The 13754-nt window shown below is 43.5% G+C and carries 12 protein-coding genes and 1 other RNA gene; 8 read left to right on the forward strand and 5 right to left on the reverse strand.

Features of this window, described 5'->3' with window-relative positions:
* Positions 1-858, forward strand: coding sequence for a hypothetical protein (locus AB4133_RS13075; protein ID WP_017059746.1), 858 nt, complete (start codon positions 1-3; stop codon positions 856-858).
* 93 nt (positions 859-951) lie between these two features.
* Here AB4133_RS13075 and ssrA read toward each other — a convergent pair.
* Positions 952-1318, reverse strand: a transfer-messenger RNA (tmRNA) gene (ssrA, locus tag AB4133_RS13080).
* Between the two features lie 66 nt (positions 1319-1384).
* A complete protein-coding gene (gene smpB, locus AB4133_RS13085) occupies positions 1385-1870 on the reverse strand; it encodes an SsrA-binding protein SmpB (RefSeq protein ID WP_004735156.1) in 486 nt (161 codons plus the stop codon).
* A 119-nt stretch (positions 1871-1989) separates the two neighbouring features.
* On the opposite strand from smpB, the gene AB4133_RS13090 reads away from it, so the two are divergent.
* Complete coding sequence (locus tag AB4133_RS13090; RefSeq protein ID WP_010438915.1) at positions 1990-2418, forward strand: SRPBCC family protein; 429 nt, start codon at positions 1990-1992, stop codon at positions 2416-2418.
* A gap of 3 nt (positions 2419-2421) precedes the next feature.
* A complete protein-coding gene (locus tag AB4133_RS13095) occupies positions 2422-2730 on the forward strand; it encodes an RnfH family protein (protein ID WP_016796754.1) in 309 nt (102 codons plus the stop codon).
* Between the two features lie 171 nt (positions 2731-2901).
* Here the strand turns inward: AB4133_RS13095 and bamE are convergent, their stop codons facing one another.
* The 3 genes from bamE to nadK all read right to left on the reverse strand — a co-directional run bounded on the left by bamE (position 2902) and on the right by nadK (position 6272).
* Complete coding sequence (gene bamE, locus AB4133_RS13100) at positions 2902-3261, reverse strand: outer membrane protein assembly factor BamE (RefSeq protein WP_010438918.1); 360 nt, start codon at positions 3259-3261, stop codon at positions 2902-2904.
* Positions 3262-3428: 167 nt separating this feature from the next.
* Positions 3429-5093, reverse strand: coding sequence for a DNA repair protein RecN (recN, locus tag AB4133_RS13105; protein WP_017098044.1), 1665 nt, complete (start codon positions 5091-5093; stop codon positions 3429-3431).
* Between the two features lie 294 nt (positions 5094-5387).
* Positions 5388-6272 (reverse strand): NAD(+) kinase, encoded by an 885-nt coding sequence (gene nadK, locus AB4133_RS13110; protein ID WP_017066747.1) that lies wholly within the window; start codon positions 6270-6272, stop codon positions 5388-5390.
* Between the two features lie 143 nt (positions 6273-6415).
* Here nadK and grpE point away from each other — a divergent pair, with 143 nt between their 5' ends.
* The 5 genes from grpE (at position 6416) to dnaJ (ending at position 13690) form a co-directional block, all read left to right on the forward strand.
* Positions 6416-6997 (forward strand): nucleotide exchange factor GrpE, encoded by a 582-nt coding sequence (gene grpE, locus AB4133_RS13115; protein WP_019823922.1) that lies wholly within the window; start codon positions 6416-6418, stop codon positions 6995-6997.
* Positions 6998-7385: 388 nt separating this feature from the next.
* Positions 7386-8660, forward strand: coding sequence for a dicarboxylate/amino acid:cation symporter (locus AB4133_RS13120; RefSeq protein WP_372224707.1), 1275 nt, complete (start codon positions 7386-7388; stop codon positions 8658-8660).
* Positions 8661-8916: 256 nt separating this feature from the next.
* Positions 8917-9954, forward strand: coding sequence for a polysaccharide lyase family 7 protein (locus tag AB4133_RS13125; RefSeq protein ID WP_017059866.1), 1038 nt, complete (start codon positions 8917-8919; stop codon positions 9952-9954).
* A gap of 389 nt (positions 9955-10343) precedes the next feature.
* Positions 10344-12257, forward strand: coding sequence for a molecular chaperone DnaK (gene dnaK / locus AB4133_RS13130; protein WP_017059868.1), 1914 nt, complete (start codon positions 10344-10346; stop codon positions 12255-12257).
* A 284-nt stretch (positions 12258-12541) separates the two neighbouring features.
* The gene (dnaJ, locus tag AB4133_RS13135; protein ID WP_017059869.1) at positions 12542-13690 is read left to right on the forward strand and encodes a molecular chaperone DnaJ; all 1149 of its coding nucleotides are present in this window, start codon (positions 12542-12544) and stop codon (positions 13688-13690) included.
* The last annotated feature ends 64 nt before the right edge of the window (positions 13691-13754 follow it).

Genomic DNA, 13754 nt, shown 5'->3' on the forward strand with positions numbered 1-13754 from the left:
ATGCTGGACAAGTTGTTTATCACAAAGCTCAAGAGCGTGCTTGAAGTACCAAAACTTAGGCTAGTACCGAGAAGCGGCAGTGAGGGAGCAGAGGTAGACTGTTACTCTGTTCGTATAAAGCAAGGGGAAGTTAATTACATTGGGGATAGTGTTGATGATAATTCCTTACATGTATTAGCGTGGAGTGAGGAAGACCAAGAGTACAACGTACCAGTTGAGTTTAGTCTGGATGAACTGAGTTCTCTTGTGTTTGAGATTAAGCATTACCATGGTTTGGTTGACCATACTTATTACACGAAGCGAGAGTTCTTATGGTATGAATGTACTAGGTATTACAAGTTAGCATCATTCTATGCACTAGCTAAGTACCGTGTCCCTAAGTTTTTCCATAGTAAGAAACCGCTGAAAAGACCGAATAGAATCAAGGTACTTGAAACGCTTGATAGAATGACAGAAGACAACCCACATAAAGAACTATCAGCTCGAGCAGTTAGTGATGAGTTGTACGGATACATGTCTATCTTTAACAGTAAGCGTAAGGTCAGGGTCGATAGAATCCAACGTATACTTGAATCGCTTGTAGAGTCTGGGGAGTTGAGGGCTAAAGATAGCTTTAATTTTATTGCTAAAGGCAAGTTACTAGTAACGTTAGAGCATCTAAAGGAAGAAAAAGCACGAGAAGACAGAGCTGAGAGTAATGCTGTTTGGATGAGGAGACTTACGGTGATACTAGTTATTACCGCACTTTTTCAATCAGGTCTTGTTCGAACTACTTATTTTTCGAGTATTGATTGGTTGATGCAACCATTGTTAGAGCAAATTGATGTAGCGAAGGAGTGGATGAAGACTATTAGTTAAAATAACCTGTGGCATTTTTGTGAGGCACTAATACAAAAACAGCGCATTCCCAAAAGGCGTTAACCCATTGAAAATACGCTGTTTCCAAACGTTTGGTGGAGCTGGCGGGAGTTGAACCCGCGTCCAAAAATCATTCATCATTGGTACTACATGCTTAGTCGATCTTTAATTTCACCAGCAACCTGCGAACCGACACGCTAGTTAAAGGCTAACCTGAATTATAATTCGCGCTTTTCCTCTCAGGTGGGAGAAGCCACGCTAGCTAGTTTGGGTTTGATCTCTTATTGGTCCCCGTCTTACGAGCGGAAGCTAGGGTAAGAGAGCTCTGAGCAGGTTATTAAGCTGCTAGTGCGTAGTTTTCGTCGTTTGCGACTATTTTTTTGCGGCTTTTAACGTGGCCAACCGCCCCACGGCATGCACCTCAGACTTCAAAATTCCTGTCGAATCCTAAATCAGCCCCAAGTGTTATTTGCATAGTACCAGAAAAGCTTACCCTGTCTAGCACTGTGCGTTTAAGTGCTTAAAATTAACGCAAATTACTCTTCATAATTCGTGCTTTATCTCTCGCCCAATCTTTTTCTTTCATATCAGTACGTTTATCGTGCAGCTTTTTACCTTTCGCTACGCCAACTTTAATCTTCGCCCAAGAGCGAGACCAGTAAAGTGCGGTTGCGACAAGCGTCATGCCTTCACGGTTAATACGACCGATAAGGTTGTCGAGTTCTTTTCTCGACATTAATAGTTTACGGATACGTGTTGGGTTCGCCACGATATGAGTACTCGCTTGAGTTAGCGGAGTAATCGTCATACCACTGATGAATGCTTCGCCATCTCGGATGTATACGTAGCTTTCTGCGATATTGGTTTTGCCTTCACGTAGGGATTTTACTTCCCAGCCTTGTAGCTCAAGCCCCGCTTCTATCTCATCATCGATGAAATATTCGTGGCGAGCTTTCTTATTAAGCGCAATGGTATTACTACCGGCTTTTGATTTTGATTTATTCTTTGCCATAATGGCCTCATTATACGGAATGCGCCCTAGATGGGGAATCCTTTTTATTTGCGCTCTGGCCCAATACAATTAAAATTGCAGTTTGTGTTAATGTAACGCTGTCTTTAACAGGAGTCTATATGCCAAAGGTTACTCGTTCAGCATTAGTGTCTTTTAGTGCCGACCAGATGTTCAGCTTGGTCAATGATGTTGCTCGTTATCCTGAGTTTTTGCCAGGATGTTCTGGTTCTCGTGTGATCGAATCTTCAGATTCCGCGATGGTGGCTTCGGTTGATGTCTCTAAAGCTGGTATCAGTAAAACATTCACTACGTCGAATCGAATGGCGGATGGTGCTGAAATTCTAATGGAGCTGGTAGATGGCCCGTTTAAGAAGCTGGAGGGGGGCTGGTATTTCACTCCTCTAGACGACCAAGCATGTAAGGTTGAACTTAAACTAGAGTTTGAATTTTCTAGTCGAATGATTGAAATGGCATTTGGCAAGATTTTCAATGAACTGACAAGCAATATGGTCAGTGCTTTTACTCAACGAGCGAAACAGGTTTACTAAGCCATGACTATTGAATCAGATATGATCCACGTAGAAGTTGTGTTTGCGCTTCCACATGAGCAGCGTGTATTTACCTTAGTGGTAAATAAGAACGCGACCGTTGAAGAGATTATTGCGCAGTCTGGTGTTTTAGAGTTGTATCCAGAAATCGACTTGGCGAAAAATAAAGTTGGCGTATACAGCCGCAACGTTAAGTTAGATGCAACCGTTCGAGATAAAGATCGTATCGAAATTTATCGAGCACTGTTAGCCGATCCAAAAGAAATTCGCCGTAAGCGTGCTGAACAAGCGAAAGCGGCGGCTAAATCGTAATACCAAACAAATTTGAATGATAAAGAAGCTCGCATTAGCGAGCTTTTTTTCATCTGTTTGTTAGACAATACAGTCTACAGTCTCATTTGTTAGCAGATATTAAAAAGCCTGCTCATATGAGCAGGCTTTTGCGATTCTTGCTTTTGACTGGAAAGCTTTGTTAGTTGAAAGCTAGCGAAGGCTTTCGAAGAATTCATCACTGGCTTCAAAATCACCATTGATCGTCACTAAGGTGCCTGTTGCATCAAAGTTAACAACAAGATTTTTTTGAATCGAGTCTTCATGGCCTTTTGTGTGGTGGTAAATGTAGTACCACGTATCTGGGTAGCCATTTTCGATAAGCATAGGTGAGCCCATAACGTAACGAACTTGTGTTTTTGTCATGCCAAACTTGAGCTGATCGACAGCTTCCTGTTCAACATAGTTACCCTGATTGATGTCAATTCGATAAACCAACTTCTCTAATAGAGAGCAACCGGTCAACATTGTTAGTGCAAGTGGAACTGCAACTAACCACTTTTTAATTCGCATAGTTTGAGATCTTTCTTCGCTAAAATACTGCCTGATAATAAACAAGCTCCAGCAAGAAGTAAAAAGCTCCTTGCGCTTTGAGCTTGTTATGACTGGCAATTTTGAATTAAGTTGCAAAATTGCCAAGAATTTTCGGTAAATTATCAGAAAGTTGCCGAATATGTAACCTAAGCTGCGATTAATAACTCTTTTGCGTTGGCAAGCGTCGATTCGGTAATCTGGCTGCCACCAAGCAGTCGAGCAAGCTCTGAAACGCGTTGTTGCTCATCAAGCGTGTGCATTTGAGTCTCGGTTTTACCTGATTTAGTGTTCTTCGCTACAAAAAGTTGTTGGTGACCGCAACCGGCAACTTGAGGTAAGTGAGTCACGCACATAACTTGTGTCGATTCGCCCAGCTTACGTAGCATTTTTCCGACAACCGCAGCGGTTGGTCCACTGATACCCACATCGACTTCATCGAAAATCAGGCTTGGTGTATCCACTTTTTGCGCTGTGATCACCTGAATCGCTAATGAGATTCGTGATAACTCACCACCAGAGGCCACTTTCGCAATCGGCTGCATCGGTTGGCCTGGGTTGGTCGAAACAATGAAGGTCACGTTATCCATACCCAATGGAGAAGGGTGTGTGTTGGTGTTGTTCACTTCAATGGCAAACTGCGCTTTTTCCATGCTCAGTTCGTGCATGCTTTGCGTGATCAGCTTGTTGAGCTCTTTTGCGTAACGAGTTCGAGATTTATGAAGCTTCTCTGATTTAGCAACGAACGATTGGTATTGGTTTTCCACCTCGTTTGCCAGTTCTTCTAATTTTTCATCAGAGCAATCAAGCGCTTCAACTTGTTGTAGTAAGTCTTGATGGTGCTTATACAGCTCTTCAGGTAACACGTGGTGTTTACGAGACATCGACATCACTTTAGAGAAACGCTCCTCAACGTAAGCCATACGACCGGGATCAACATCAATGCTGTCTAGGTATGTTCTTAACTCGTTGTTGGTTTCTTCAATCTGAATAATGGCTTCGGAAAGCAAGTTTGGTAACTCGGCTAATCTTTCATCTAGCTCAGCTAGCTGAATTAAGGAGTTATTGGCCGATTGCAGAATACCAAGCGCATTAACTTCTTCGCCTTCATAAATAAGCTCGATAGCTTGCTGACAGGTTGTGGCCAGTTCTCCGCTATTGGAGAGGCGCTTATGCTCTTGTTCGAGGTCTTCATATTCTTCCTCCCCAATAGACAGCTCATTTAACTCTTTGATTTGGTATTCAAGAAGTTGTTTTTGAGCTTGATTTTGCTGGCTATTTTCACGTAACTCTTTCAAGTGGTTATCGGCTTGTCGCCAGGCTTGGTAAGCATTACGTGTCGATTTCAACAGGTTCAAGTGGCCTGCGTATTGATCAAGCATGGCCATTTGGTAATCGCTCTTCATCAACTGATGATGCGCATGTTGACCATGAATGTTGATCAACAGCTGCCCAAGCGATTTCAACTGTGAAAGAGGGACAGGACTGCCGTTAATGAATGCGCGAGAACGACCTTCTTTAGAGATGGTTCTACGTAATATGCATTCACCGCCATCAAGCAGCTCGTTGTCTTCTAACCAGCGGGTAGCATGCAGATTGTTCTCAAGTAAAAAAGCGGCACTGACTTCGGTTTTTTCTTCACCTTGTCGAACCATTCCTGCATCGGATCTTCCCCCAAGACATAAGCCTAAAGCATCGATAGCGATAGATTTACCCGCACCAGTTTCTCCGGTGATTGTTGTCATGCCTTTAGAGAGTTCTAGCTGTAAAGACTTAACAATAGCGAAATTATTAACACTTAGATGAGCCAGCATTTTTATTTACCTGTATAACTGAACAATACTGTATATAAGCTCAGTATATACTGTTTCTTTATACAGTAAAGTCGGTGGGTGAAATTTTTTTGTGACTGTTATCAGAATTGAGGTTGTTCGTAGATCACTGAAACCGCTATAGATTCCCAACTCAGTCGTTCCTCCTTCTTGGGAATGACGGTGTGAATCATTGAGACGAAGAGAGAGTTGGCGGGCTTTTTACTGGTAATGAAAAAGGCTGACGAATGTCGTCAGCCTTTCAAATTTTCGGTTACCACTGGAGCGTTTATTCTTTTAGAACAGCTTACTCGACCAGCCTAGTTTGTTACGTAGAACATGGTAGTAGTTGTAGTCTTTAGGGTGGATCAGCTTGAGTACATTCGGGCTTTGGTAAATATGGATCTCATCGCCAGGAGAAACCGGTAGCGAGATTTGGCCATCGCAGCTGACTTCCTGTGTACCGCGGTTATCAGGCGATACGATAAGCTTGATACGACGCTTTCCATCCACCACAAGTGGGCGGCTTGAAAGGGTGTGCGGGAACATTGGCACTAGTGAGATAGCATTTAGGCTTGATGACAGGATAGGGCCGCCGCCAGAAAGCGAATAAGCGGTAGAACCTGTCGGTGTTGAGACGATTAAGCCATCAGAGCGCTGTGAGAAGGCGAAGCTATCATCGATATACACTTCGAACTCGATCATGTGCGCCACTTGTCCGGGGTGCAGTACTGCCTCATTAAGTGCCGCATTGTGGCTTTTTATCTGGCCGTGACGATGAATTTCCGTTTCAAGTAAGAAGCGCTCTTCTTCCATGAACTCGCCTTTGAGAACATCAGTCAACGCGCTCTGGAAGTTTTCAGGGTTGAGATCGGTTAGGAAACCAAGGTTGCCTCGGTTAACACCAATCACTGAAATGTCGAAACGTGACAAGATTCGAGCGGCACCGAGCATATTTCCGTCGCCGCCGACCACAATGGCGAGATCGGCGCGTTTACCTAATTCAATCAGGCTAGAAAAATGTTCTTTTGGGATGTCGTCTAAAATAGTGGCGAGTCTGTCATCAACAAACACTTGATAACCCTCAGCACTTAACCACTGATAGAGCTCTCTATGAGTCTGAATTGCTTGCTGATCTCGAGGTTTACCAATAATGGCGATGACTTCAAATGGCTTTTTCATAACGTTTCCAAACGAATTAGGCTTGAATCAAAATTCTTCATCCCCATAATAAAGGCAAGTTGAACGTCTATGCGAGTGTTTTATATCAATTTGGGGCGCAAACACGCCTGTCACTTGCATTGAAAACGAATTCTGGAGATATCATGAGCAACGAAGAAAACAAAGTAACCGAAGAAGAGCTAGATCAGATCATCGCTGAAGCTGAGAAAGTTGAAGAAGCTGAGCTGAATGAAGACGCTGCTGATGAGCAGGAAGCAAAAATCGCTCAACTGGAAGCTGCCCTGCTTTCTAGCGAATCTAAAGTGAAAGAGCAGCAAGATTCTGTTCTTCGCGCGAAAGCTGAAGTTGAAAACATGCGTCGCCGTAGCGAACAAGAAATTGATAAAGCGCGTAAATTCGCTTTGAACAAGTTTGCTGAAGGTCTGCTTCCTGTAATCGACAACCTAGAGCGTGCAATGCAAGCGGCAGACGCTGAAAACGAGGTGGTTAAGCCACTGTTTGAAGGTGTTGAGCTAACGCACAAGACGTTCGTAGATACAGTTGCTAAGTTTGGTCTTAAAGAGATCAACCCTGAAGGTGAAGCGTTCAACCCTGAATTCCACCAAGCAATGTCTATCCAAGAAAGCCCAGACCACGAGTCAAACACGGTTATGTTTGTGATGCAAAAAGGCTACGAACTAAACGGTCGTGTGGTTCGCCCAGCGATGGTTATGGTTGCTAAGTAATGACTTATTACGTTACCAACTGATTGACTGGCGCATTGACTGAATAAGTCGTGGCGGCAAAATAAATCACTGGTTTACGTGAAATGAAAAGAGAGGCATATGCCTCTCTTTTTTTATGTCTATAGCCTGAGAGTCCACGTGAATAGTCACCAAAATCGCATTAAGAATGTCGTTCTTTTTATTTTATCCAGAACAGTAATTTAGAGTTTTATATTATGAAACTGGTTGTTAATGAAGAAATGTTTTGATGTCACACTTGTAATGTTTTTGTAAATAAATGCTTTTAATTGTTACCTTTGTATGTAAAATCCACTGCAATATAGCGATTTGGGTCGCATATATAACTATAAAAGTACAATTTTTAAACACAACAAACTGGAGAAGAACGATGGATAAATCGCTCTCAAGTAAGATTTTTGTAGGCTTGTTTGCCGGCCTTATTATTGGTACTGCTATTCAGTACCTATTCAGCGGCATTGCTATTTTTGATACGTACCTACTCGGCGCAGCTGAAGGTGCTGGTGGTATGTTCGTATCACTTATCAAGTTGCTTGTAGTACCTCTTGTATACGTATCTATTGTTTGCGGTATCGTTGAGCTAAAAGATATTCGTTCATTTGGTCGTCTTGGTGGTAAAACCTTTGGTCTTTACATTATTAACACCATCATCGCGATTTCAGCAGCGCTAACGATTGGTCTTATTTTCCAACCAGGTGCAGGTGCGAACCTTGCGGGTACGGTTTCTGAGACAATTGCGCTTACAACAACTGAAACACCAGACATCTTCTCTCTTGTTGTTAACATCGTTCCTAGCAACCCTGTAGAAGCGTTCGCAAGCGGCGACATGCTACAAATCATCTTCATGGCAATTTTGACAGGTCTTGCTATTCAAGCGCTTGATTCTCGTGGTGGCCCAGCTATCAAGACATTCAAGATGGCTAACGAAATCATGATGAAGCTTATCGGCCTAGTAATGAGCTTGGCGCCTTACGGTGTATTTGCTCTGATGATTCAACTGGGCGCAACACTGGATGCAGACACGCTAATGTCAGTTGCTGGCTATGTGGCGCTTGTGGTTGCAATGCTTGTGTTCTGGATTTTCTTCTTCTATCCAATGATGGTTGGTTCATTCACTGGTATTTCTCCAAAGCAGTTCCTACGTGCAACTCGTGAGCAAGTTCTATTCTCACTATCTACAGCAAGTTCGAACGCAACAATCCCAGTAACAATGCGTACTCTTACTGACAAACTAAACGTATCTAAGTCAGTAGCAGGTTTCGGTGTACCACTGGGTGCAACAATGAACATGTCTGGTGTATCTATCTACATTGCACTCGCAACTATGTTCGTAGCAAACGCGTTTGGTCAGCCAATCAATACTGCTGATATCTTCACTCTTGGTATAACTATCCTGCTACTGTCTATCGGTGCTGGTGGTGTTCCTGGTGGCGGTGTTGTGATGGTAGGTGTTCTATTGCACCAACTAGGTTTACCACCAGAAGGTCTAGCGATTGTTGCTGCTGTTGACCGTATCTGTGACATGTTCTGTACTTCTTCAAACGTAGTGGGTGACACAGCGGTGAACACTATCGTTGCTAAATCTGAAAACGAAATTGGCGTTGAAGCTAACGAAGAAGCTGAGCTAAAGAAAGCAGAAGCATAATTCTTAATTAAGATTCGATAATTAGAAGCCCCGCTCAATGAGAGCGGGGCTTTTTTGTTTCTGATGATAAGTGCTTTGGGCTATCTGATAACTTAGCTAAAAAGATCTTTGATTGGTGTTAAGTCTCATTTTTTCTTTTTACTCGCGCTGAATGGGTCATCAGTTTTCAATCTTTAATATAGATCACATATAATAATACAATATTATTATATTGTTCTGACAACCTACATTATGACGACATAAAGGAAACCCAATAATGAAGCTGTCTTACCTTAGCCTACTGACTGCCAGCCTTTTAGCCGCTCCCGCTCTTGCTTCTAATCACGATATTGGTCAACAGTTCAATCTTGACCCTGCAAAAGCACCAGCACAAAACTTCGATTTATCTAAATGGAAAATTAACTTACCGGAGCTGACGACTGAAGGGTCTAGAAAAGGTAAAACGCTGGAGATTGGTAAAAAGGAACTGTCGAATGTAGACACGCCTTACGTTCACCCTAAATGGTTCTACACGGATGCCGAGTCTGGTGCGATGGTGTTTGTGGCTCCGAATACAGCTCCAACGACGCCAAACAGTAAAAACACGCGTAGTGAGCTAAGAGCGATGCTAGCGGATAGCTACTCTGCGCCGAGCAACAACTTCGCGATTTCAAGCCATAAGAACGCGGAAGAGTTTGGCTCTATCGGTGGCCAGATGACGGCAACACTTTCTGTTGATCAGGTGAGCACCAGCGGTAACTATAAGAAAACCGGTGCATTCTCTGTGGTTATTGGTCAAATCCATGGGTCGGATAATGAACCTCTGAAAATTGTTTACCGCAAGTTGCCAGAACATGAGCATGGTTCGTTAACGTGGAACTATGAGTTAAACCCGCCGACAGAGATGAAAAACGCGAAGGATGAAAACGGAAAGAAACTTCGTAAAGACATTCGCCATGATGTATTTGGTCAATACAATCTGAAAAAAGGCAGCTCGGACCCTGCTGATGGCATCAAGCTAGGTGAAGTGTTCTCATACGATGTGAATATCAAAGATAACATCATGCACTTAACCTTTACTAAGAATCCAAACTCAGCCGATCCTATTGTGAAGACGTATGATGTTGATTTGGCTAAGGGTAAGTATCAGGGGCATGATATCGACCTTGGTTATGGACAGGACTGGATGTACTTCAAGGCGGGCGCATACAATCAATGCAACACTAAGAAGTCGAGCTCAGCCTGTGAATGGCGTGGTATGGAAGCGGGTGATTACACTCAAGCGAGCTTCTACCAGTTAGTGCTCAACCAATAATATGGCTGAATCAGTCACCATTTGAACAATATTTAACTGATTAATATCTATTTGAAAAAGACCTTCCACATGAAGGTCTTTTTTTATGGCATCTGGAATAGGGTTGAGGTTTCAATGTGGCGACAAATGCGAGAGTTTCTCAATATTGGAGCCTTAATTGGCAAGGGATCGGTCACTTTTTACCTTTATGTAAAAAGATACGGGAAAAAATAGATTTTTTTTACTTATTCCCTTGAAAACCAGTTTGCAGCCCTTATCTATGGTGCATACGAAAGCAAATTACATTTGCACTTTAATTTTGTGTATTAGGGTTGAATCCCTGATTACCGCCCCCCACATATGTGGGTATAGCAAAAAACTAATATAGATTATATTTCGGAGATAGCCTGATGGGTCGAATCATTGGTATTGATTTAGGTACTACTAACTCTTGTGTTGCTGTTTTAGACGGCGACAAACCACGCGTACTAGAAAATGCTGAAGGCGAACGCACAACAGCATCGGTAATCGCATACACTGACGGCGAGACGCTAGTTGGTCAACCTGCGAAACGTCAAGCAGTTACTAACCCTCAAAACACGCTATACGCAATTAAGCGTCTAATCGGTCGTCGTTTTGAAGATGAAGAAGTTCAACGCGATATCGAAATCATGCCTTTCAACATTGTTAAGGCTGACAACGGTGATGCATGGGTTGAAGCGCAAGGCCAAAAAATGGCTGCTCCTCAAGTATCTGCTGAAGTTCTTAAGAAAATGAAGAAAACAGCTGAAGACTTCCTAGGCGAAGAAGTAACTGGCGCAGTAGTAACTGTTCCTGCTTACTTCAACGATGCTCAACGTCAAGCAACGAAAGATGCTGGCCGTATCGCTGGTCTAGATGTTAAACGTATCATCAACGAACCAACTGCTGCTGCTCTAGCTTACGGCCTAGACAAGCAAGGTGGTGATCGCACTATCGCTGTATACGACCTTGGTGGTGGTACATTCGATATCTCTATCATCGAAATCGATGAAGTAGAAGGCGAGAAGACTTTCGAAGTTCTTTCAACTAACGGTGACACTCACCTTGGTGGTGAAGATTTCGATAACCGCATGATCAACTACCTAGTAGATGAGTTCAAGAAAGAGCAAGGTATCGACCTTAAAGCTGATCCACTAGCAATGCAGCGTGTTAAAGAAGCAGCAGAAAAAGCGAAAATCGAGCTTTCTTCTACTACTCAAACTGACGTAAACCTACCTTACGTTACTGCTGATGCGACTGGTCCTAAGCACATGAACATCAAAGTGACTCGTGCGAAGCTTGAGTCTCTAGTTGAAGACCTAGTTCAACGTTCTCTTGAGCCACTAAAAGTTGCTCTAGCGGATGCTGACCTATCTGTAGGCGAAATCACTGACGTTATCCTAGTTGGTGGTCAAACTCGTATGCCTATGGTTCAAGCTAAAGTAACTGAATTCTTCGGTAAAGAGCCACGTAAAGACGTGAACCCTGACGAAGCTGTTGCAATGGGTGCTGCTGTTCAAGGTGGTGTACTAGCGGGTGACGTTAAAGACGTTCTACTACTAGACGTTACTCCTCTATCTTTCGGTATCGAAACGATGGGCGGCGTGATGACTAAGCTTATCGAGAAAAACACAACTATCCCTACTAAAGCGGATCAAGTGTTCTCTACAGCTGAAGACAACCAAAACGCAGTAACTATCCACGTTCTTCAAGGTGAGCGTAAGCAAGCGACTTACAACAAGTCTCTTGGTCAGTTTAACCTAGAAGGTATCCAACCAGCACCACGTGGCATGCCACAAATCGAAGTAACATTCGACCTAGATGCTGATGGTATCCTGAACGTATCTGCTAAAGATAAAGCAACAGGTAAAGAGCAGAAGATCACTATCCAAGCATCAGGCGGCCTGTCTGAGGAAGAGATCGAAGCAATGGTACAAGAAGCAGAAGCTAACAAAGAAGCGGACAAAAAGTTCGAAGAGCTAGTAACTGCACGTAACCAAGCTGACCAAATGATTCACGGCACTAAGAAGCAAGTAGAAGAAGCTGGTGAAGCTCTACCTGCAGACGAGAAAGCTAAAATCGAAGCGGCTATCACTGCACTAGAAGAAGTTAAGTCTGGTAACGATAAAGAAGCTATCGACGCTAAAGTTCAAGAACTGATGCAAGCAGCTCAAAAGCTAATGGAAATTGCTCAACAGAAAGCTCAAGCTGAACAAGCTGGTGCTGACGCTGGTGAACAACCTAAGCAAGACGACGATGTTGTAGACGCTGAGTTTGAAGAAGTTAAAGAAGACAAAAAATAATTTCGTCGCAGAGTAGCCTGATTTCGTTATCGGAAGTGTCCACCTACTAACGTAGGCTCCGCGCTTCCACTTAGGACTCAAGCTATCTGCTTAGAAATTTGTCTCAAAGACTTATTATTGCGGGCGTCAGAGGTAACTCTCACGCCCGTAAATTTGTATTTAGACTTGTCGATCTAGATAATAGCTTTATTCGGCATTTCAGCCGGCAGAACTTTTATCTAGATTGATACACAGACTACTGAAGTGATCATTCGGTAGTAGCAATTATTTTGGTGACCTAGAACATGTCAAAACGTGATTTTTACGAAGTATTAGGCGTAAGCCGCGATGCATCAGAGCGCGATATTAAAAAAGCGTACAAACGCTTAGCGATGAAATTCCACCCGGACCGTAACCAGGGTGATGAGACCGCAGCAGATAAGTTTAAAGAAGTAAAAGTAGCGTACGAGATCCTAACCGATTCTCAAAAGAAAGCAGCTTACGACCAATACGGTCATGCAGCCTTTGAACAAGGTGGCATGGGCGGCGGCGGTGGTTTCGGCGGCGGTGGCCAAGGTGACTTCGGCGATATCTTCGGTGACGTATTTGGCGACATCTTCGGCGGCGGTCGTCGTGGTGGCGGTCAACAGCGTGCACAACGTGGTTCAGATCTACGTTACAACATGGAACTTTCTCTAGAAGAAGCGGTTCGTGGTGTTTCTAAAGAAATCGAAGTACCAACACTTGTAGAGTGTGATACTTGTGACGGCAGCGGCGCGAAAGCGGGTTCTTCTGCACAAACGTGTGGCACTTGTCATGGCCACGGCCAAGTACAAATGCGCCAAGGTTTCTTTGCGGTTCAACAGACTTGTCCTACTTGTAACGGTAAAGGCAAGATCATCAAAGACCCATGTAACTCATGTCATGGTCAAGGTCGCAAACAGAAGACGAAAACACTTAACGTTAAGATCCCTGCTGGTGTTGATACTGGCGATCGTATTCGTCTATCAGGCGAAGGCGAAGCGGGAGAGCAAGGCGCTCCAGCTGGCGATCTGTACGTACAAGTACACGTAAAAGAGCACAACATCTTCGAACGTGACGGCAACAACCTTTACTGCGAAGTACCAGTAAGCTTCTCTATGGCTGCTCTAGGCGGTGAAGTTGAAGTTCCAACACTGGATGGTCGTGTAAACCTTAAGGTACCAGAAGAGACACAAACGGGCCGTATGTTCCGTATGCGTGGCAAGGGCGTGAAAGGCGTTCGTGGTGGCGGTGTGGGTGATCTAATCGTTAAGCTAGTGGTTGAGACTCCAGTTAAGCTAAGCGCTCGCCAGAAAGAATTACTGCGTGAATTCGAAGAAACCTGTGGTGGTGAAGCGGCAAGCAAGCATAAGCCAAAGTCTGAAGGTTTCTTTAGCGGCGTTAAAAACTTCTTCGATGACCTAACTAAGTAATCAATTTATTGATGTCTTAGGTTATTGATGCCTTGAGTTTTTAATGATTTAAGTTATTGATAAA

The sequence above is a fragment of the Vibrio sp. 10N.286.52.F8 genome, assembly GCF_041468745.1.
GTDB classification, from domain to species: Bacteria; Pseudomonadota; Gammaproteobacteria; order Enterobacterales; family Vibrionaceae; genus Vibrio; species Vibrio crassostreae_C.

Bases quoted from the DNA above. Each gene is read 5' to 3' on its own strand.
- AB4133_RS13090 (WP_010438915.1), top strand. From the start codon at position 1,990: ATGCCAAAGGTTACTCGTTCAGCATTAGTGTCTTTTAGTGCCGACCAG.
- smpB (WP_004735156.1), bottom strand. From the start codon at position 1,870: ATGGCAAAGAATAAATCAAAATCAAAAGCCGGTAGTAATACCATTGCG.
- dnaJ (WP_017059869.1), top strand. From the start codon at position 12,542: ATGTCAAAACGTGATTTTTACGAAGTATTAGGCGTAAGCCGCGATGCA.
- grpE (WP_019823922.1), top strand. From the start codon at position 6,416: ATGAGCAACGAAGAAAACAAAGTAACCGAAGAAGAGCTAGATCAGATC.
- dnaK (WP_017059868.1), top strand. From the start codon at position 10,344: ATGGGTCGAATCATTGGTATTGATTTAGGTACTACTAACTCTTGTGTT.
- nadK (WP_017066747.1), bottom strand. From the start codon at position 6,272: ATGAAAAAGCCATTTGAAGTCATCGCCATTATTGGTAAACCTCGAGAT.
- recN (WP_017098044.1), bottom strand. From the start codon at position 5,093: ATGCTGGCTCATCTAAGTGTTAATAATTTCGCTATTGTTAAGTCTTTA.
- AB4133_RS13120 (WP_372224707.1), top strand. From the start codon at position 7,386: ATGGATAAATCGCTCTCAAGTAAGATTTTTGTAGGCTTGTTTGCCGGC.
- AB4133_RS13075 (WP_017059746.1), top strand. From the start codon at position 1: ATGCTGGACAAGTTGTTTATCACAAAGCTCAAGAGCGTGCTTGAAGTA.
- AB4133_RS13095 (WP_016796754.1), top strand. From the start codon at position 2,422: ATGACTATTGAATCAGATATGATCCACGTAGAAGTTGTGTTTGCGCTT.
- AB4133_RS13125 (WP_017059866.1), top strand. From the start codon at position 8,917: ATGAAGCTGTCTTACCTTAGCCTACTGACTGCCAGCCTTTTAGCCGCT.
- bamE (WP_010438918.1), bottom strand. From the start codon at position 3,261: ATGCGAATTAAAAAGTGGTTAGTTGCAGTTCCACTTGCACTAACAATG.